The organism is Allobosea sp. UNC402CLCol (assembly GCF_000745475.1).
Classification (GTDB): domain Bacteria; phylum Pseudomonadota; class Alphaproteobacteria; order Rhizobiales; family Beijerinckiaceae; genus Allobosea; species Allobosea spartocytisi.
The window spans coordinates 767676-787054 of sequence record NZ_JQJJ01000009.1; the positions used below are offsets into that span (position 1 = coordinate 767676).

Annotated in this window: 20 protein-coding genes; 10 read left to right on the top strand and 10 right to left on the bottom strand. The window is 67.9% G+C overall.

Going from position 1 to position 19379, the window contains the following annotated elements:
- The first annotated feature begins 19 nt into the window (after positions 1 to 19).
- A complete protein-coding gene (gene speB, locus GY40_RS10890) occupies positions 20 to 1072 on the top strand; it encodes an agmatinase (RefSeq protein ID WP_038361733.1) in 1053 nt (350 codons plus the stop codon).
- A complete protein-coding gene (locus GY40_RS10895; protein ID WP_156115920.1) occupies positions 1072 to 1848 on the top strand; it encodes a hypothetical protein in 777 nt (258 codons plus the stop codon). The genes speB and GY40_RS10895 overlap by 1 nt, the downstream gene beginning before the upstream one ends.
- Before the next feature lie 6 nt (positions 1849 to 1854).
- On the opposite strand, the gene GY40_RS10900 is transcribed toward GY40_RS10895, so the two are convergent.
- Positions 1855 to 2532, bottom strand: a complete 678-nt coding sequence (locus GY40_RS10900; protein ID WP_038361737.1) for a spermidine synthase — start codon at positions 2530 to 2532, stop codon at positions 1855 to 1857.
- A gap of 201 nt (positions 2533 to 2733) precedes the next feature.
- Between GY40_RS10900 and GY40_RS10905 the strand changes: the two genes are divergently transcribed.
- The 4 genes from GY40_RS10905 to GY40_RS10920 all read left to right on the top strand — a co-directional run bounded on the left by GY40_RS10905 (position 2734) and on the right by GY40_RS10920 (position 6441).
- Entirely contained in the window at positions 2734 to 3948 is a 1215-nt protein-coding gene (locus GY40_RS10905) for an MFS transporter (RefSeq protein WP_038361739.1), read from the top strand.
- Positions 3949 to 4151: 203 nt separating this feature from the next.
- Positions 4152 to 4925, top strand: coding sequence for a transporter substrate-binding domain-containing protein (locus GY40_RS10910; protein ID WP_038361741.1), 774 nt, complete (start codon positions 4152 to 4154; stop codon positions 4923 to 4925).
- A 74-nt stretch (positions 4926 to 4999) separates the two neighbouring features.
- Complete coding sequence (locus GY40_RS10915; RefSeq protein ID WP_038361743.1) at positions 5000 to 5728, top strand: ABC transporter permease; 729 nt, start codon at positions 5000 to 5002, stop codon at positions 5726 to 5728.
- Positions 5725 to 6441, top strand: coding sequence for an ABC transporter permease (locus tag GY40_RS10920; protein WP_038361746.1), 717 nt, complete (start codon positions 5725 to 5727; stop codon positions 6439 to 6441). Before GY40_RS10915 ends, GY40_RS10920 begins: the two co-directional genes overlap by 4 nt.
- Before the next feature lie 16 nt (positions 6442 to 6457).
- On the opposite strand, the gene map is transcribed toward GY40_RS10920, so the two are convergent.
- Positions 6458 to 7210 (bottom strand): type I methionyl aminopeptidase, encoded by a 753-nt coding sequence (gene map, locus GY40_RS10925; protein WP_038361748.1) that lies wholly within the window; start codon positions 7208 to 7210, stop codon positions 6458 to 6460.
- Positions 7211 to 7348: 138 nt separating this feature from the next.
- Here map and GY40_RS10930 point away from each other — a divergent pair, with 138 nt between their 5' ends.
- The gene (locus GY40_RS10930; protein ID WP_038361750.1) at positions 7349 to 8215 is read left to right on the top strand and encodes an NAD(P)-dependent oxidoreductase; all 867 of its coding nucleotides are present in this window, start codon (positions 7349 to 7351) and stop codon (positions 8213 to 8215) included.
- A gap of 148 nt (positions 8216 to 8363) precedes the next feature.
- On the opposite strand, the gene GY40_RS10935 is transcribed toward GY40_RS10930, so the two are convergent.
- Both GY40_RS10935 and solA read right to left on the bottom strand, forming a co-directional pair.
- Positions 8364 to 9296 carry a DMT family transporter gene (locus tag GY40_RS10935; RefSeq protein WP_051987756.1) on the bottom strand — a complete coding sequence of 311 codons (933 nt, stop codon included), beginning with the start codon at positions 9294 to 9296 and terminating at the stop codon, positions 8364 to 8366.
- 23 nt (positions 9297 to 9319) lie between these two features.
- Positions 9320 to 10459, bottom strand: coding sequence for an N-methyl-L-tryptophan oxidase (solA, locus tag GY40_RS10940; RefSeq protein WP_038362553.1), 1140 nt, complete (start codon positions 10457 to 10459; stop codon positions 9320 to 9322).
- A gap of 161 nt (positions 10460 to 10620) precedes the next feature.
- Here solA and GY40_RS10945 point away from each other — a divergent pair, with 161 nt between their 5' ends.
- Positions 10621 to 12378 (top strand): methyl-accepting chemotaxis protein, encoded by a 1758-nt coding sequence (locus GY40_RS10945; RefSeq protein WP_197062725.1) that lies wholly within the window; start codon positions 10621 to 10623, stop codon positions 12376 to 12378.
- Here the strand turns inward: GY40_RS10945 and GY40_RS10950 are convergent, their stop codons facing one another.
- The 4 genes from GY40_RS10950 to moaA form a co-directional block, all read right to left on the bottom strand.
- Positions 12379 to 13143: a hypothetical protein gene (locus tag GY40_RS10950; RefSeq protein ID WP_038361754.1), complete on the bottom strand. Its 765-nt coding sequence runs from the start codon at positions 13141 to 13143 to the stop codon at positions 12379 to 12381.
- Positions 13144 to 13153: 10 nt separating this feature from the next.
- Entirely contained in the window at positions 13154 to 14626 is a 1473-nt protein-coding gene (locus GY40_RS10955; protein ID WP_038361757.1) for a hypothetical protein, read from the bottom strand.
- Positions 14616 to 15191 (bottom strand): hypothetical protein, encoded by a 576-nt coding sequence (locus GY40_RS10960; RefSeq protein WP_156115921.1) that lies wholly within the window; start codon positions 15189 to 15191, stop codon positions 14616 to 14618. Before GY40_RS10960 ends, GY40_RS10955 begins: the two co-directional genes overlap by 11 nt.
- 96 nt (positions 15192 to 15287) lie before the next feature.
- Positions 15288 to 16316 (bottom strand): GTP 3',8-cyclase MoaA, encoded by a 1029-nt coding sequence (gene moaA, locus GY40_RS10965; RefSeq protein ID WP_051987757.1) that lies wholly within the window; start codon positions 16314 to 16316, stop codon positions 15288 to 15290.
- Between the two features lie 137 nt (positions 16317 to 16453).
- On the opposite strand from moaA, the gene GY40_RS10970 reads away from it, so the two are divergent.
- Together GY40_RS10970 and GY40_RS10975 are read left to right on the top strand one after the other, a co-directional pair.
- Complete coding sequence (locus GY40_RS10970) at positions 16454 to 16819, top strand: gamma-butyrobetaine hydroxylase family protein (RefSeq protein WP_142020563.1); 366 nt, start codon at positions 16454 to 16456, stop codon at positions 16817 to 16819.
- 94 nt (positions 16820 to 16913) lie between these two features.
- The gene (locus GY40_RS10975; RefSeq protein ID WP_156115922.1) at positions 16914 to 17309 is read left to right on the top strand and encodes a hypothetical protein; all 396 of its coding nucleotides are present in this window, start codon (positions 16914 to 16916) and stop codon (positions 17307 to 17309) included.
- Between the two features lie 257 nt (positions 17310 to 17566).
- On the opposite strand, the gene GY40_RS10980 is transcribed toward GY40_RS10975, so the two are convergent.
- Positions 17567 to 18145, bottom strand: coding sequence for a L,D-transpeptidase (locus tag GY40_RS10980; RefSeq protein ID WP_038361766.1), 579 nt, complete (start codon positions 18143 to 18145; stop codon positions 17567 to 17569).
- A 187-nt stretch (positions 18146 to 18332) separates the two neighbouring features.
- Entirely contained in the window at positions 18333 to 19196 is an 864-nt protein-coding gene (locus GY40_RS10985; protein ID WP_051987874.1) for a lytic transglycosylase domain-containing protein, read from the bottom strand.
- Between the last annotated feature and the right edge of the window lie 183 nt (positions 19197 to 19379).

The window sequence follows — 19379 nt, forward strand, 5'->3', positions numbered from 1 at the left end:
CGGCAAGGGAGAGGGTCTCATGGATCAGGACAAGCTCGGGCGGCTCAGGGCCCGCTATGCCGGGGCGAGCGGCGGCGATATCCATGATCCGCGCTTCGCTAAAGTTGCCGCCGACCAGTTCCAGGGCGACCGGCGCAAATGGCCTTTCGCTGATGTCGCGACCTTCATCGGCGCCCCGTACCGGCCGGATGCGCTGGGCAAGCCGGATCTCGGCGGCCTCGATGTCGCGATCATCGGCCTGCCGATGGATCTGGGCGTGACCAACCGGGCCGGCACGCGGCTCGGGCCCCGTGCGGTCAGGGCCGTCGAGCGCATCGGGCCGATGGACCATGTGCTGGGCACGGCGCCGCTGGGCATGGTCAAGGTGGCGGATATCGGCGATGTGCCTTTCCGTTCGCGCTATTCGCTGGAAAGCTGCCACGAGGACATCGAGGCGACCTTTCGCAGCATCGTCGAGGCCGGCGTCTCCACGCTTGCCGTCGGCGGCGACCATTCGATCACCTATCCGATCCTGAAGGCCGTGGGGGCGAAGCGCCCGGTCGGTATGGTCCATATCGACGCCCATTGTGATACGTCGGGCCCCTATGAGGGCTCGAAATTCCATCATGGCGGCCCCTTCCGGCAGGCGGTGCTCGACGGCGTGCTCGATCCCGAGCGCGTGATCCAGATCGGCATCCGCGGCGGCGCCGAATATCTCTGGGAGTTCTCCTACGAGTCGGGCATGACCGTGATCCACGCCAATGAGGTCGACGATCTCGGCATCGAGGCCGTGATCGCCAGGGCGCTCGCCGTCATCGGCGACGGGCCGACCTATGTTTCCTTCGATGTCGATTCGCTCGACCCCGCCTTCGCGCCCGGCACCGGCACGCCGGAGGTCGGCGGCCTGACGCCGCGCGAGGCGCTGGCGATCCTGCGCGGGCTGAAGGGACGAAATATCGTTGCGGCCGATGTCGTCGAGGTCGCGCCGCAATACGATGCCACGAGCAACACGGCGCAGTGCGCGGCGCAGGTGCTCTTCACCGAGCTCTGCCTGATCGCGGAAGCGCGCGCTGCTGGAAAAGGAAGACCATGATGAAACGACCTTCGATGGCGCAGCTTTCCGCTGTGGCCGGGCTTTGCCTGATCGGCTTCGCCGCCCGCGCGGAAGTGCCCGCCAACGGTGCGGCCTATATCGAAGCGTCCGTGGCCGCCGTCGAAAGCATGATGCGGGTCGAGCCGGGCAAGACGAGCCTGCCGCGGCTCTCCGATCCGGTCGCCCGCAAGGTGCTGGAGGATGTCTGGAACGAGGGCGCGATTCTCGGCAAGGCTCCCTATACGGGGGCCGACATCCCCGCTCTGCTCAACATCGTGCAGCAGCAGACGCGGATCCTGCAGGCCTACACGCTGTATTCGCCCGCTCCCGGCAAGACGCCGCCGGATACCGCCCGCAACGTGGTCGAGTATCAGGACGAGCTCGCCCATTCGCATGCCTTCCTGCTGAAGGCGGTCTCGGCCTCCCTGGAGGCGATCAACAATTTCGGCGCGAACCTGTCGCAGGACGAGAAGACCGATGCCCGCTTCCAGGGGCTGCGCCAGATGCGGCTTGGCCTGCAGGAGATCATCACCGGCGTCGCTCTGGCGCTGCGCAATCCGGCGCTGCGCGAGGCCAACCAGACCCTGATCGCGCGCAGCCTGGCCGATAACGCGGCGGGCATCGTGGCCGGCATCGCCCCGCCGGACCGCACGGCTTTGGTTACCGCCCTGCAGGCGGCCCGGCCTTCCCTGAAGCCGGGTGCCGAGAAGGCCGTCAGCGCCTTCATCGCGACGGCGACCAGCGCGCCCTGCAACGGGCTCTGTCGTCTGGAGTGAAGGCTTCTACGCCGGGCGCGTCGCGAGCCAGATCACATGGCGCGCGCCGCGCCCGGTGCGGCTCGCCCGCACCGTGACCTCCTCCGTCGCGAAGCCGGCCGCGCGCAGCCGGCGGGTGAAGCCGTGGTCCGGTCCCGACGACCAGACCGCGAGCACGCCGCCCGGCCGTAAGGACGCCTTGGCGATGCCGAGCCCGGTCGCGCCGTAGAGGCGGTCATTGGCGGCGACGGTCAGCCCCTCCGGCCCGTTGTCGACATCGAGCAGGATGCCGTCGTAGCGCGCTGTCCCCGCCGCGATCACCGCCATGACGTCGTCGACCGTCAGCGTGACGCGCGGATCGTCGAGGCAGCCCGCGAAGACCGGCGCCATCGGCCCCTTCGCCCAGGCGGCGACGGCCGGGATCAGCTCGGCCACCTCGACCGACGCCTCGCCCGGCAATGCGGCGAGCGCCGCCCGCAGGGTGAAGCCCATGCCGAGCCCGCCGATGAGCAGGGACGGGCGGGGCCGCGGCGCGAGACGCTCGCAGACGAGCCGCGCCAGCGCCTCCTCCGAGCCGCTGAGGCGGCTGTTCATCAGCTCGTTGCTGCCGAGCATGATCGAGAACTCGCTGCCGCGCTGCTTTAGCCGCAAGGTGCCGCTGCCGTCGGGAAGAGCGGCGGTGTCGAGCACGGTCCAGGGCAGCATGAGGCTCTCGCGGTCGGGTTGGCGATGGAGCCTTATAGCCCGGACGGGGCGGCTGGCGAGGCATCGGGGGCGGTCATCGGGCGATATGCGCCTCCGTCATGGCTCTCGACCGTCTCGGCAGTTGCTGTAGCGCACAAGACATGGCTATCTGATGCTGCAGCGCAGCATGCGCCTGCGCTCCCTTTGCCGAAAGCCTTCGCTATGTCTCTCGCCGCGAATGATCGCAGCCTGAATGTCTCTGCGCCCGTCACGGCCGCCACTCCGGCCGGGCTGGTGCTGTTCGCGCTCGCCATGGGCGGTTTCGCCATCGGCACGACCGAATTCGCCTCGATGAGCCTGCTGCCCTATTTCGCGGCCGGGCTGGGCATCGACGAGCCGACCGCGGGGCATGTCATCAGCATCTATGCGCTGGGCGTGGTCGTCGGCGCGCCCCTGATCGCGGTTCTGGCGGCGCGGATCCCGCGGCGTACGCTGCTGATCGCGCTGATGGGCCTCTTCGCTCTCGGCAATCTCCTGAGCGCGCTCGCGCCGAGCTACCATTGGATGCTGTTCTTCCGGTTCCTCAGCGGCCTGCCGCACGGCGCCTATTTCGGCGTGGCGGCGCTGGTCGCGGCCTCGCTCTCGGCGCCCAATCGCCGGGCGCAATCCGTAGCGCGGGTCATGCTGGGGCTCACCATCGCGACGATTCTCGGCGTGCCGGTCGCGAGCTGGATGGGGCAGGCGCTGGGCTGGCGGACCGGCTTTGGCATCGTCGCGGTGCTGGCGCTGCTGACCGTGCTCCTGGTCGCCCTCTATGCGCCGCGCGACAGCGTGCAGCCGGGCGCAAGCCCCTTGCGAGAGCTCGGCGCGCTGAAGCGCCGGCAGGTCTGGCTGACGCTCGGCATCGGCGCCATCGGCTTCGGCGGCCTCTTCGCGGTCTACACCTATGTCGCCTCGACCCTGATGGCGGTGACGCAGGTCTCGCCCGTCGTCGTTCCCGTGGTGTTGTCGGTCTTCGGCGTCGGCCTCACCGTCGGCACGCTTTTCGCCGGCTGGGCCGCCGACCGGGCGTTGATGCCCTCGATCGGCGGGCTCCTGCTCTGGAGCGCGGTCTGGCTCGCCGCCTTCCCCTTCGCCGCCGGCAACATCTGGGCCGTCTCGCTGGTCGTCTTCATGATCGGCAGCGGCGGCGGCCTCGGCGCGATGCTGCAGACGCGATTGATGGATGTGGCCGAGGACGCGCAGACGCTGGCCGCCGCCCTCAACCACAGTGCCTTCAACACTGCCAATGCGCTCGGGCCCTGGCTCGGCGGCATGGCGATTGCCGCAGGCTATGGCTGGACCTCGACCGGCTGGGTCGGCGCCGCGCTCGCGCTCGGGGGCATCGCGATCTGGGGCGTTTCGCTGCTCGACGACCGCCTGTCGCGTCGGCGCTGAGGTCGACTTTCGCAGCAGGAGTGCCTGTCTCGCGCCTTTTGCCCAATCGGATCAGCGGTTTACCCTGCGATAAATTTCGGCGGGGCCGCCTGGAAAAGCTGCGTCTGCCCACTTGCGGCTGCGGTGAGACTTCGCCCAATCTGTAGGCACAAGGTGCGGCCGGGAAGAGGGAACACCCGGCCGTTCAACCTGCGGGAGGCACCATGAAGAGTTTCGTTCGTTTCATCGCCGCGGCAGCGCTCACCGTCGTGGGCGCCACCGGCGTCCTGGCGCAGGCCAAGGAGTGGAAGGAGATCCGCATCGGTACGGAGGGCGCCTACCCGCCCTACAACAACCTGAATGCGAAGAAGGAGCTCGAGGGCTTCGAGATCGACTACGGCAATCTGCTCTGCGAGAAGATGAAGGTGAAATGCACCTGGGTGGTGCAGGACTGGGACGGCATCATCCCGGCACTGCAGGCCAATAAGTACGACGTCATCTTCGCCGGCATGAACGCGACCGACGAGCGCAAGAAGCAGGTCGATTTCACGGCGGTCTACAGCAAGACGCCGATCTGGATGATCGGCCCGAAGACCATCAAGTCGGACGATGTCTCGCCGGCCGCCCTCAAGGGCAAGTCGGTCGGCGCGCAGGGCTCGACCATCCATGCCAACTTCCTCGAGAAGTTCTACAAGGATTCCGACATCCGCCTCTATCCGACGCAGGAAGAGGCCAATCTCGACTTGCTCAACGGCCGCCTCGACTACATCGTCGCCGATGCGCTGGCGCTCGCCGATTTCCTCAAGGGCAAGGGCAAGGATTGCTGCCGCAAGATCGCCGAGGTGAAGCGCGACGACGCCATCCATGGCCCCGGTGTCGCGGGTGCGGTGCGCAAATCCGACGTGGCCCTGAAGGAGATGATCAGCAAGGCGATTGCCGAGACCATGGCCGACGGCTCGCACAAGAAGCTTGAGGACAAGTGGTTCAAATACGAGTGAGCCGATCCTCGTGAATCGTTTCCGCCGGCCCGGTCGGGCCGGCGGGCTTACTGTTCTCCAGCCCCGGCATCCACATGCTCGATAAACTCGCCCTGCTCGGCTTCGGCGATGGCGGCTGGGGGCTGGCGCTTCTGCAGGGCGCCGGCATCACCATCTCGATCGCGCTCGCGACGCTGCCTTTCGGCCTTGCCCTGGGCCTCCTCGTCGCTCTCGGCAAGCGCTCCGACAACGCCGTGCTGCGTGGCATGGCCACGCTCTACACGACGATCTTCCGGGGCGTGCCCGAGCTGTTGACGCTCTACATCATCTATTTCGGCGTGCAGCTCCTGCTCCAGCACCTCTGGCAGTATCTGGGCCTGCCGGGTTCGTTCAGCATGCCGCCCTTCGTCGCCGGCATGGTCGCGCTGGGCGTCGTGCTCTCGGCCTTCTCCAGCGAGGTCTGGGTCGGCGCCCTGAACTCGATCCAGAGGGGCCAGCGCGAAGCCGCCGCGGCGCTCGGCCTCAGCAAGGCGCAGGCCTTCCGCCTCGTGGTGCTGCCGCAGCTCATCCGAGTCGCGCTGCCGGGGCTCGGCAACAACTGGATGGTGCTGCTCAAGGAAACCTCGCTCGTCTCGGTCATCACCCTGCCGGACATCATGTTCATCACCACCCGCGCCAATGTCGTGACCAAGGAGCCGTTCCTGTTCTTCGGCGCGGCGATCCTGATCTATCTCTTCTTCTCGCTGATCTCGGCCAGGGTGGTCGACCGGATGGAGCGGCGCGCCAATCGCGGCTTCGCCTCCTTCGGGGGCGCGACGCGATGAACTGGTGCGAATATCCCGGCTGGCTCGTCGGCAGCGAGGTTTTGCAGAACTACGGCTGTCGCATGGCGTCCGGGCTCTGGATCACGGTCGAGCTGGTGGTGATCTCCGTGCTGATCGGTTTCGTGATGGCGCTGGGCCTCGCCATCGCCCGACTCTATGGGCCGCGCTGGGCGCAGGCGGCAGTCAACGGCTACACCACCTTTTTCCGCGGCACGCCGCTGCTCTGCCAGCTCTTCCTGGTCTATTACGGCCTCGGCCAGTTCCGCCTCTTCTGGCAGGACACCGGGCTGTGGTGGTTCTTCCGCGATCCATTCTATTGCGCGGCCCTGACCTTCACGGTGAACACGGCCGCCTATCAGGCGGAGATCCTGCGCGGCGCCATCCAGTCGATTCCGCGCGGTCAGTTCGAGGGCGCCGCCTCGCTCGGCCTGCATCGCTGGGCGACCTTGCGCCTCGTCATCCTGCCGCAGGCGATGATCCTGGCTCTGCGCCCGCTCGGCAACGAATTGATCGTGATGATCAAGTCCAGCGCCGTCGCCTCGCTGGTCACGCTGTTCGACCTGATGGGCGCGACGCGGCTCGCCTTCGCGCGCTCCTTCGACCTCTCGATCTATCTCTATGCGGCGCTGATCTATCTGACGCTGGTCGAGATCATCCGGCGCGTCTGGGATCGGATCGAGCTCAGGCTCAGCCGGCATCTGGCGCTGCGCTGAGAACTTTTAGCCGTCCTCAGCCCGGCAGCGTCAGGACGACGGCGCCGCGCGGGGTCGCGACGACGGTGTGCTCGTATTGGACGGTAGGCGCGCAGGGCTCGCTGTAGAGCGTCCAGCGATCGCCGTCGCCCTGTTCCGCCCAGTCGGCGCCCAGCGACAGGAATGGCTCGACGGTGAAGACGAGTCCGTTCGTCATGGTCCGGCGCTCGCGCCGGTCGGGCCAGGTCGCGATCTCCGTCGGCTCCTCGTGAAGGGAGCGGCCGCAGCCATGGCTCGCCAGGTTGCGCACCAGCGTATAGCCGTTCTTCTCGGCGAAGCGCCCCACCGCCTGGCCGATGCCGGCGAGCGGCTTGCCCGCACCGACCTGCCCGATGCCCGCCCAGAGCGCGCGCCGGCCGTCGCGGCACAGGCGCTCCAGCTTGGGCCTGACCGGCGGCACGGCGAAGGACGCGCCGGTATCGGCGAAGAAGCCGTCCTTTTCCGCCGAGACGTCGATATTGACGAGATCGCCGGCCAGGATGCGCCGCTCGCCGGGAATGCCGTGGGCGATCTCCTCGTTGACGCTGATGCAGGTGGCGCCGGGGAAGCCATAGGCGAATTCCGGAGCGGGCCGGGCGCCTTGCCGTTCGAGGACATCGCGGCCGATCGCGTCGAGTTCCGCGGTGGTCATGCCGGGCTCCAGCGCCTTGCCCATGGCGGCGAGAGCGCGCGCCACGATCGCGCCGATCTCCTTGAGCGCCTGCAGTTCGTCGTCGTTCGAAATGGTCATGGAGCTTGAGCTAAGCTGCCGCCCGCCCGGCCGCAACGGGAAAAGCCGCATGGGCGGCTGGCGCGCATCCGCCTTCCCGCCTCGGCAACCGCGCGCTAAAGCGTGACGATCTTCGGAAAAGGACAACGGGAGCAGCTCATGGCCAAAGTCGCGTTCATCGGTCTCGGCGTGATGGGATACCCCATGGCGGGCCATCTCAAGGCCAAGGGCCATGAGGTCACCGTCTACAACCGCAACCCGACGAAGGCGCAAGCGTGGGTCGCCCAGCATGGCGGTGTTTCGGCCGCGACCCCCGCCGATGCGGCAAAGGGCCAGGAGTTCGTCTTCTGCTGCGTCGGCAACGACGATGATTTGCGCTCGGTGACGACGGCTGAGAACGGCGCCTTCTCCGGCATGGAGAAGGGGGCGGTCTTCGTCGATCACACCACCGCCTCGGCCAATGTCGCGCGCGAGCTCGACGAGGCCGCGAAGCAGGGCGGCTTCGCCTTCATCGACGCCCCGGTCTCCGGCGGCCAGGCCGGTGCCGAGAACGGCGTGCTGACGGTGATGTGCGGCGGCGAGCCCGAGGCTTACGCCCGCGCCGAGCCGGTCATCGCGAGCTTCGCCCGCATGTGCCGGCTGATGGGCCCCGCCGGTTCTGGTCAGCTCACCAAGATGGTCAACCAGATCTGCATCGCCGGCCTCGTCCAGGCGCTGTCGGAAGGCGTCCACTTCGCCAAGCGCGCGGGCCTGGATGTCGAGACGATGCTGGAGGTGATCTCCAAGGGCGCCGCCGGCTCCTGGCAGATGGAGAACCGCGGCAAGACCATGAACCAGAACAAGTTCGACTTCGGCTTCGCCGTCGACTGGATGCGCAAGGATCTCGGCATCGTGCTCGACGAGGCCCGCCGCAACGGCGCGCAGCTTCCGGTCACGGCGCTGGTCGACCAGTTCTATGCCGAAGTGCAGAAGCTCGGCGGCCGGCGCTGGGACACCTCCAGCCTGATCGCGCGGCTGGAGGGCTGAGCGGAAAGCCGTGGCGGCTGCCCTCAGAGCCGGATGATTTCAGACGGAAACACAGAGTGATTCCATCTGAAATCTGAATCCGTTTCTTATCAAAGAGTTAGAGCAGGATTAATGCGAAAAGCCGGTTCCCACTTTTTCGCATCCTGCTCTAAGGGCCCGTCTTCATGTCCGCCGAGGTCGCGACTGCCTGTTTGCGATCGATCTTGAGATTGGAATCCGGCTTCACCCGCTGCCGATGCATCGTGTAGAGGCCGCTGGCCACGATCAGGACCATGCCGAGGACGGCAATCAGGTCCGGCACATCGCCCCAGACGAGATATCCGCTGAGGACCGCCAGAACGACCGCTGCATAGCGATACTGCGAGATCACGCCGACATCGGCGCGGCGGAAGGCCGAGATGATGCAGAAGGTGCCCAGCGTCACCAGCAGCGCGGCCAGCAGCAGATAGACGAGCTCGATGCGCCAGAGCGGTTGCCAGATCTCCGTCAGCCCGTAGCCCGCGGCGACAAGGCCGACGAGGATCGTCGTGGTCAGCGACACCACGGTCGAGGGCACTTCCGCGCCGATCGTGCGGGTGGTGAGGTCACGGCAAGCCGTCAGCAGGACGCTGATCAGGGCGACGATGGTCGCGGCGCTGAAGGTATCGGTCCCCGGCCGCACGACGATGAGAACGCCGACGAAGCCGACGAGCAGCGCCAGCGTGCGCCGCCAGCCGACGGCCTCGATCCGCAGTGCCACGGCCAGTGCCACGATGATCAGCGGAGTCGCCATGTTGATCGTCGTGATGGTCGCGAGGGGGAGGAGCCCGAGCGACCAGCTGAAGGTCAGGGCGCCACCGGCCTCCAGCAGGCCGCGCAGCACCACATGCGGCTTGAGCGCCATCGTCAGGCGGTCGCCTTCCCCGGCGGCGAAGACCAGCGCGATGCCGATCAACAGCGCGAAGGCGGCTCGCAAGGCCAGCGCCTGTCCCGGCGGATAGACCTCGCGCGCGAGCTTCATGAACGTGTCGTTACAGACGAAGAGCGTCACCGCCGCGAGCATGAAGGCGATGCCCCGGCGGTTGTCGGCTGCGCTGGCCAAGGCGTTGTCCTGTCGGGATGTGCTTACGCGTCGAAGCGGGAAAGCGAGAAGGGGGCGAGGTCGAAGGGCGAATGGCCGCTCGTCGACAGATCGGCGAGGATCTCGCCGATGGCGCTGGCGAATTTGAAGCCGTGGCCGGAGCAGGCCGAGGCGAAGACGGCCTGCGGCACGCCCGGCACCGTGTCGATGATGAAGTCCTCGTCCGGCGAGACGGTGTAGACGCAGCCCTTCAGGGTCAGCGGCTCGCCGGCGGCGTCGGGGATATAGCGTGCGAGGCATTCGCGGATGAGCCTGACCTGCGTCTCGCTCGGTGTCCGGTCCTGATCGCGGGGGTCCATCGGCTCGCGGCCGAAATGCGGCCCGCCGAGCTTGAAGCCGGGATGCTCGTAGAGCGGGAAGCCGTAGAAGCTGCCCTCCTCGACATGCAGGATGAAGACCGGGAAGGCGCCTTCCCGGAACAGCTCCGGCCGGCGCGTGCTGAACCAGCCGATCGCCTGCTTCACCGTGGCGACGTTCCGGGTCAGCGCCGGTACCGCATCCGCGATCCAGCCGCCCGAGGTGATGACGAGCCGCCCGGCGCTGTAGGTGCCGCGCTCCGTGCGCACCACCACGCCGCCCTGCGCCGTCGGCGTCCAGTCGATGAGCGGCTCGTTGGTGCGGATCTCGGCGCCACGCGCCTGCGCCAGCCCGACATGGGCGTAGATCGCCTTTTCGGAGGCGACGAAGCCGCCATCCGGCTGCCACAGGCCGAGATGGCCGGCCGGCAGCTGGAAGCCGGGGAAGCGGCGCATCGCCTCGGCGGCGTCGATCACCTCATGGCTGAGGCCGTGGTCGAGGCAGGATTGCAGCGAGGATTCGACCGGTCCGCCGCCTTCGGGCGCCAGATCGAGCGAGCCGGTGACGTGCAGCAGCTTCAGCCCCGCCATCTCCCCCGTCTCGCGCCAGAGCTCATGCGCCCGGCGCACGATCGGCACATAATGCGAGCCCTCGAAATAGGCGAGGCGGATGATCCGGCTCAGCCCGTGCGAGGAGCCCATGGCATGGCCGAGGTCGAAGCGTTCGAGCCCGAGCACCTTGAGGCCGCGGCGGGCGAGATGCCAGCAGGCGGCCGACCCCATGGCGCCGACGCCGGCGACAATGACGTCATAGCTTTGCTGGCTCATGGGCTCTGGCTCGACCGGAAGGTGGAAAGCCAAGCCATACAGGGGCTTGCCGACCCGGTCCATGGCGCGGCCGGCAGAGCCGCTCCGCTATTTCGAGAAGCCTTTGTTAACGGACGCCCGCAATAAGCTTGCCCATGACGCAGGGTGAGATCGGGGGGCTCATGACGGGCAGGATTCGGCGCTGGTTCGGCGCTGGTAAAATCGCCGGATACGACGCGCTTCCCGTCGCGCCTGCCGCTGAAGTCGAAAAGCCAGTCTTCGTGCCGGACGGGGAAACCGTTTCGGCGGCCGTCGACGATATCGAGAGCGAGATCCTGTCCGCGATGGGCAAGCTGACCCGCGAGCTCGGCGAGGCCGGGCAGCTCTCGGCCGATTTCGAACGCGATTCCCGGGCGATCCTTGCAAGCGCCGGCGGCATGCGCCTGGCGGTGGTTTCGGCCAATGAGAACGCCTCGGCGCTCGCGGCCGCGAGCCAGCAGGTTTCTGATGCGGCGGAGGAGGTCGATCTCTCGCTCGCCAATGTGCGCAGCAAGCTCGACGCCGCCATGTCGCGGGCCAGCGAGGCGACGATCATGCTCGACGGGCTGGCGGTCGCGACCGGGGAGATTCGCGGCATCGTCGATTCGATCGCGGATATCGCGCGCCAGACCAATCTGCTGGCATTGAACGCGGCCATCGAGGCGGCGCGTGCCGGTGAGGCCGGGCGCGGCTTCGGCGTCGTCGCCCATGAGGTGAAGTCGCTCTCGGTCGAGGTCAGCCAGGCGGTCGAGCATATCCGCACGCGGGTCGACCGCCTGACGCAGGCCGCGCAGGGCTCGACCGAGATCGTCAACGACGCGCTCCAGATCGTCCGTGAGGTCAACCCGATCGTAGGTCTGATCGGCAATGCCTCGCAGCAGCAGGCGACGACGACCGCCGAGCTCTCCCGCAATGCGCGCGAGACGGCCTTGTTCGTCGATGGCGTGGCCAGGCAGGCCGACGAGATCGACCGCATCGCCCATGTGACGGTGGCGGATAGCGAGCGGGTGCGTCACGCCACCGAGCGCGGCGGCCGCCTCGTCGGCAACATGGTGCGCCGGTTCAAGCCGACCCTGCGGCACGCCGCCTTCGCCGATCGGCGCCGCCATGACCGGTTTCCGGCGGCGCGCCGCGCCTGGCTCTCGGTCGGCGACGTCGACATCGCCGGGGAGGTCATCGATCTCGGCCGGGGCGGGGCCCTGCTGGCCGATGCGCCGGAGGCGCGTCACTGGTCGGGCGCATCCGGCAGCGTCACGATCGAGGGGCTGCCGCCGCTGCCGTGCCGCATGACGGGGGTGAGCGACAACGGGCTCCACATCGCCTTCGCGCCCGAGGCCGCCGCCGGCAACGACGCGCTGGCGCAGACCATCGAGGAGATCGAGCGCTCCTACCGGCCTCTGATCGAGCGCGCCCAGGACTTTGCCCGGCAGGTCGGCGCGGCGATGGAAACCGCGCTGGATCGCGGCCTGTTGACCGAGGACGACCTGTTCCAGGCCAGCTATACCGCCGTGGCGGACAGCGAGCCGCGCCAGTATCTGAGCCCGAGCCTGACCGCGCTGGAAACCGTGCTCCCGCCGGTTCTCGCGCAAATCCTCGCCGACGATGCGCGCCTGTCCTTCGCCGTCGCCGGCGACCGCAACGGCTATGTGCCGGTCCACAATGCCGCCCATTCCTTGCCGCCGCGCCGGGGCGAGCCGGGCTGGAACGCGACCTATGCCCGCAACCGGCGCATCTATGACGACCGCGTCGGCATCAGTTTCGGCCGTTCGGTGCGCCCCTTCCTCGTGCAGCGCTCGCTGCAGGATCTCGGCCGCGGGCTGGAAGCGTTCAGCGAGATCGGCGCGCCCATCAGGGTGCGCGGCCGCCACTGGGGCGGGGTCAGGACGGCCTACCGGCTCTGACTACAGCCGGTCCCAGCTCACGGCGACGTTCATCTTCCGGAAGGTCTGCTGCCAGAGCGTGGCCGCCTGTTCGAGGCGCTGGGGCTCGTAGAGGCCCTGCACCTGATGCACGCTGAGCGCCCAGCTCGCGGCACCCGAGCTCTGCCAGACCTTCGCCAGGAGCTGCCGCAGCTTTTCGGGATCGCGCGCGCCTGCGCCATTGCCGAAGACGGTGTATTGGCCCGAGTTCTGCAGCATGTCGGAGACCAGCACGAGCTTGCGGTCGCCGTTCTCGACCCGGTTCTCCCGCCGCGCCACGACATCGCCGATCGCCTCGACGATCGGCGACTGGTTGCCCTTTGCCGGCGTGGTCAGCACCTTCAGCGCGTCGTCGAGCGGACGGCCGAACTTCTCGACCCATTTGACGTATTCGCGGCGCGGGTTGCCGATCAGCTCGCTCGCGGTCTTGCCGGGATTGCAGAGCGAGATCAGCGCCGGGAAGCCGGGCTCGAAGACGTCGTTGAAGACATAGATCGAGAGCATCCGGTCGGCCGGCAATTCATCGCCGATCTGCTTGACCAGCGTCTTGAGGCGTCCGGCCTGGACCTCGCTCCACGGGTCGGTCTTGTCGACGAGGATCAGCGTCTGCCCCACCGGGCCGGTCTTGGGGCAGAGCGTCTCCTGGTCGCGCGGCGGCCCGCGCAGCAGGGAGGGGGCGGCGAAGAAGCCGACGAGGGCGACGCCGGCGAGGAGGGAGGCGACGATCGCCCAGTTCTCGGTCTTCATGCGTCGGCCTCTAGCGCTGCATGGCGGCGAATTCCTCGGCCGCCTGCTTCTGCGCCGCCTCGTCGCGCTCGAAGGCTTCGCGCCCGGCCTGTGCGGCGCGCAGCTTGACCTGCTCGACCTCGCCGGCGAGGTCGATGCCGCGCAGGAGCACGAGCCGGTCCTTCAGCGTCGCTTCGATCAGGGCCGGCATCGATCCGAGCTGCCGCTCGAAATCCTCGATCTGTCGGCGCGCGGCGGTGTATTCCGGCAATTCGCCGGGCTGGTCGATCTCGGCCAAGTTGAGCGATTGGGAGAAATAGGCCGGCGGCAGGTCGGTCCGAACGCGCAGATTGGCCTCGCGATATTGCATCATCGCCGCGTCCTTGGCGGCGCGAAGCTGCCCGAGGCGGGAGATATGGAGGTCGCGCGCCTTCTCGGCCCTGGCCTTGAAGGATTGCAGCTTGCCGAGCTCGTCGCGGCATTCCTCGCGGAAGCCGTCGACCTGCGTCCTGAGCGCCTCCATCTCCGGCAGCAACTCGACATCGAGCCGGCGCCTTTCTTCCTCGACCGCGCTCCAGCGCTGGCGCCAGCGCTTATAGGCGGCGGCATGGCCCGGATAGCTGCCGAAGGCGGAATAGCCCTTGGTCGCCGAGACGAAGGCGACGATGCAGCCGATGATGACGAGCGCGACCGATTTGAGGTCGTAGATCGCGAACGGGTTCTCCAGCATGCGCGGCATCACCTGGAAGGAGCGCGCATCGGGATTGGCGATCAGCATCTCGCGGTAATGGCCGACCGCGAGGTTGAACAGCACGATCAGCGCGATCATCCCCGCATAGGCCGGCAGCGCCCAGAACAGATGCGAGCTCTTCACATGCTGGCAGTAGCGCGCCGGTCCCACCCCCATGAAGAAGCCGAGCGCGATGTTGAGCGCCGAGATGATGACCGCCGTCGCCGCGCCGCCGACGAGGCCGAAATCGCTGGCCTCGGCGAAGAAATTGCCGTTGAGCAGGCTCTCGATCACCAGCGGCACGACCAGGAAGAACAGGATGAACTGCCATTTGTCGAGCTTGGGGTCGGCGCGGCGCTTGTTCTCGTAATTGAAGAAGGCGTATTCGCGCTTGGCCCTGAGCGCGTCGTAGACGCGCTGCTCCAGCTCGCTGCCATGCTTGTTCAGCATCGCGCGCATCGCAGCCTCGATGCTGCGCACGCGGCCCTCGAAGCGCTGCTGGGTGAACAATTCGCGCCGGTTCGCGATCTCGGCCTGGAGCGCGTTGAGGCTCGCCGCCGCCTCCTGCCGGATCGCGGTGAAATGCTCGCGGGCCCGCGCGACCAGCGTCTGCTCGGTCTGCGACAGCATCGTCGCATGGGCCGGCGGCTGGTTCTCGACCGCGTCGCTGGCGCCGTGATGGCCGGCCTTCACCGATTCCGCGAGGTGATGCGCCGTGATCGGCGCGATGGCCTCGCGCCGACGGGGCTCGCCGCTGCCGTTCTCATTCGCCATGGGCGGACCGCATCAGGAAATGGCGGGCATCGACGACATCCACCCAGAAGTCACGGAAGCCGGGATAGGCCGGCCGCAGATAGGCGCGCTCGAACCAGAGCGTCAGCACGACGAGCCCGGCTGCCCCCAGCGCCGGCAGGATCGCGCCGGCGATGGCGGCGGGGCTCGTTTCCCAGAGCCGCCAGCCCAGCCCGAGCAGGGCAAAGGCGCTGGCGACGACGAGGAGCGCGAGCATGCAATGCCGGCCGGTGTCGTAGGCGAGCTGCAGCCCGGCGGTCATCAGCGTGATCGCGAAGGCGGCGGCAAGCTCGATCACGGCGAGCCCGACAACGAGGCCGGCGAGCGTGGCGCCGATTCCAGTCGGGGATGCCGGCGAGAGCACCGCATGGACGCTGCGACCGGTCGCCCAGCCGAGATGGAGGCAGAAGAGCAGGATCGCGGCGATGAGGATGGCGACGAGTGGCGTCTCGCGCCGCAGCCGCGCCGCCATGGTCGCCAGTCGCGCGGCATGCGTCTGGCATGCGGCTTCGTAAAGCGCGCTTCCGGCCGCCCGCAGCCGACCCATCATTGTCCTGAGTATCGAACGCAACCGACCCGCCATGGCCACGACGGTTACCGCATTCGCCCGGCCGGTCAAGGGAAGGGCAGGGGCGTGCCCTGCTCAGCCGCCGGTCACGCTCATATGGCGGCCGACCGCGGGGCGCGCATGGCGGCGGTCGATGACGAAATCATGGCCCTTGGGCTTGCGCGCGATCGCTTCGTCCATGGTGCGGAAGAGCAGGGCGTCGTCCTTCGACGCGCGCACGGCGGCGCGCAGATCGGCGGCGTCCTCCTGGCCCAGGCACATATAGAGCGTGCCGGTGCAGGTCAGGCGCACGCGGTTGCAGCTCTCGCAGAAATTATGCGTCAGCGGCGTGATGAAGCCGACGAGCCCGCCGGTCTCCTTGACGCGGACATAGCGCGCCGGCCCGCCGGTGCGGTAGGGATCGTCGACGAGGGAGTACTTGTCCATCAGGCGCCCGCGCACCACCGAGAGCGGCAGGTACTGGTCGATGCGCCCGGCCTCGATCTCGCCCATCGGCATCACCTCGATCAGGGTGAGGTCCATGCCGAGGCCGTGCGACCAGAGCATCAGCTCTTCGATCTCGTCGTCATTGACGCCCTTGAGCGCGACCGCATTGATCTTGACCCGCATGCCGGCCTTGCGCGCCGCCTCGATGCCGGCGAGCACCACGCTGAGATCGCCGCGCCGGGTGATCTCGCGGAACTTGTCGGCGTCGAGCGTGTCGAGCGAGACGTTGATGCGCCGCACCCCGTAGCCGGCGAGCTCGTCGGCATATTTGTGCAGCAGCGAGCCATTGGTGGTCAGCGTCAATTCGTCGAGCGCGCCCGAGGTGAGATGGCGCGAGAGCGAGCGGAACAGGCTCATGATGTCGCGGCGCACCAGCGGCTCGCCGCCGGTGAGCCTGAGCTTGCGCGTGCCGCGGGCGACGAAGGCGGTGGCGATCCGGTCGAGCTCCTCGAGCGTCAGCAATTCCTTGCGGGGCAGGAACTGCATGTTCTCGGCCATGCAATAGACGCAGCGAAAATCGCAGCGATCCGTCACCGAGATGCGCAGATAGGAAATCGTGCGGCCGAACGGATCGACCAGGGGCGACCGCGTCAGCGGTTTGATGTCGTCGAGCAGCACGTCTGCCTCAACTCCGGATGCGGCGCCGCTCCGCGCTGGATGCGGACGCTTCTTCACATTGCTATAGCGAGACATTGGCATCGATGCGCTGAAGGTCAAGCGCATGGCTGCCGCGCATGGCGATGAGGAACTGCACGATCATGTCATCCTGGCCGACCGAGATCCGCCTCGCCAAGGACCGCCGCACCCTCCACGTCACCTTCGACGACGGCGCGAGCTTCGCGCTGCCGGCCGAGCTGCTGCGCGTCGAGAGCCCCTCCGCCGAGGTCCAGGGACATCATCCCAGCCAGAAGACCATCGTTCCCGGCAAGGCCGAGGTCGAGATCCTGCGTGTCGAGCCTGTCGGGCACTATGCCGTCAGGCTCGGCTTCGACGACATGCACGACACCGGCATCTATGCCTGGGACTATCTGCGCGAGCTCGGCGAGCAGGCCGGGGAGAAGATGAAGGCGTATGAGGCCGCTCTGGCCGAGAAGGGGCTGTCGCGGGGGGGACGGCGGTAAGGCAGGAGTCGGAGCGACATTAGCGGAACCCGCTTTGGGTCGGGAGCGGACGTTCGTCTCTGTGTTATACAATGCGAAAGGGGTGGGAACGGAGATGGCGATGCGTAGCTGCTGGCTGATCGGGGCTCTATTCATCGCGAGCGCGACCACTTCCTTGGCGCAGGAGCGCTACAGTCAGGCTCAGCTTCTCGTCGTGCGTCAAATCGCGTCCGCGAGCGCAATGGCCGAGCTGTGTGGTGCCGGACTATCGCGATTTCGCAGCACCGCTGCTCTTCGCTCAGTCGGCTTGACCGAAGCGGACACAGAAGGTCAGTTCCTGCGGGATGAAAGGGCAAAGCAACGCCTTGCCCTCATGGACAGCTACGAAGCACTCAGCATGACCATCGTCGGACGACAGGGGGCGTTGCAGCGGCAGTGCTCAAACCTTGTGCGCATGTACGGGGCCAGAGGCACCGCGATCCCCGGACTCGCCATTGTCATAGCCCACTAGCGGCCGCGCATCTCAGAGCAGCGACGCAATTTCTGGCCACCAAAGCCGCGCTGATCGAAGCCGAATGAGATGTCCGCAACGGGGTGGGAACAGACCCTCCCGTCATCTTCGCCAGAGCGGCGCTCGTAATCGAAGGCGAGTTCAGCGCAAACTTATCCCGCCTTCCAACTCCGGCAGCTTCCGTACCCGCAAAGCCCACATGAACGAAAAAGGCCGGCGTCGCCGCCGGCCTGTTCACGTGATCGCGGATCGGCGGCTCAGCGCGCGACGACGACGCGGGTACCGACCTTGGCACGCTCGTAGAGGTCGATGACGTCCTCGTTCAGCATGCGGATGCAGCCCGACGAGACGGCCTGGCCGATCGTCTCCGGCTCGTTCGAGCCGTGGATGCGGTAGAGCGTCGAGCCGAGATAGAGGGCGCGGGCGCCGAGCGGGTTGTCCGGGCCGCCGGCCATGTGGCGCGGCAGGTCGGGGCGGCGCTTCAGCATGGAGGCCGGCGGCGTCCAGCCAGGCCATTCGGCCTTGCGCGTGATGGCGTGCGCGCCCGACCAGTCGAAGCCCGGGCGGCCGACGCCGACGCCGTAGCGCACGGCCTTGCCGTCGGGCAGCACGTAATAGAGGCGGCGCTCGTTGGTATCGACCACGATCGTGCCCGGCCGCTGCTTGGTCGGGTAGCTGACGATTTCACGCGGAATGGCGGTGGCCTGGGCCTTCGCCGGATCGACATAGGTGACCAGCGGCTGACGCGTCAGCGGGTCGATTTCGGCTCGGGCAGCGGTGCCCAGAGCGAGCAGGCCAAGGCCGGCAAGCACGGCCAGACGGGTGGAGCGGAGCATCGGATGAACCTCGGGCGGTCGGTGGCGCTGGGCACGAAGTTGACACGGAAAAGTCAACGTCTCCTCAATGTCCTGTCAGACTCATTTGGGCCGTGCAATTGCGCCGCCATCACATCGATGAGAGCGGGTGAGCTTTGCTTTGCCGCGTTGCGCGTCTGCAACATCGCGCACCGGTGAAGGCCGCGAATCAGCTCCTCAACACGACGCAGGCGCCCCGATCGACCTGGATGCGCCGGCACAGTGCGGTCGCCGCGGCCCGTGTCGCGGCCGGCAGGCGGACACGGTAGAAGGCGCGCGTCCCGCGGCTGCGCAGGCGCGTTCCGATCACCATCGGCTGCAGATCGCCGATGATGCTGCGGTGGCGCGCTCCGGCCCGCTGGAAGGAAGCCAGCGCCCGCGATTTCGAGAAATTGCCGGCGAGCTGCACGCCCCAGGGCGCGAAGGGCGCTTCCGCGATCATGGGCAAGGCCGGACGCGCGCGGCGGATCGCGATCAGCGTCGGCGCGCAGGCCGTTTGCGTGTCGCGCGTGGCTGGGAGCGGCGGCGGCGAGCGCCCGTCGCCATTGGCGGTGTTCTCCGCATCCTCGGCCCAGTTCTCGACGGAGGTGCCGGTGACGGCGACGACATAGTTCTCCGTCTCGAAGGGCAGGAAGCGGCTCTGCTTGGCCTTGCGGGCCGCGAGCCAGCCCGCGACCCGGTTTGGCCCGCCATTATAGGCCGCGGCGGCGAGCCCCCAATTGCCGAAGCGGTCGCGCAGCTCCGCCAGGAAATGCGCCGCCTTCGGCACGGCCTGCTCGGGGTCGAAGGGATCGATGAGGCCGCGCTCGCGCGCCGTGCCCGGCATGAACTGCGCCACGCCCTGCGCGCCGGCCGGGCTGGTGACGCCGGGCCGGAAGCTCGATTCCTGGAAGATCAGCCGCGTCAGGAAGGCGGCAGGTACGGAGTGGGTCCGCGCCGCGTCGTCGATCAGCCGGCAGAGCGCGTCCTCGATGCCGGAGGAGGGCAGGGCGACCTCTTCGGGCAAGGCGGGCGCGGGCGCGAGTGCTGCCATCGCCGCGACGAGCAGGGCGGCGATGCAACCGGTCGGGCGGAGCAGGCGGCGGCGGGGATCCCGAGGCATGGCCGGCTTCTCTCGCATGTCCGGCGCGTCGCAGCCAGCCCGCGACATCGCTTGCGGATTGTCCGGGAGGGCCTGCCTGTGCGAAGAGGCGCGCAACGCGGCGGCCGGAATGGC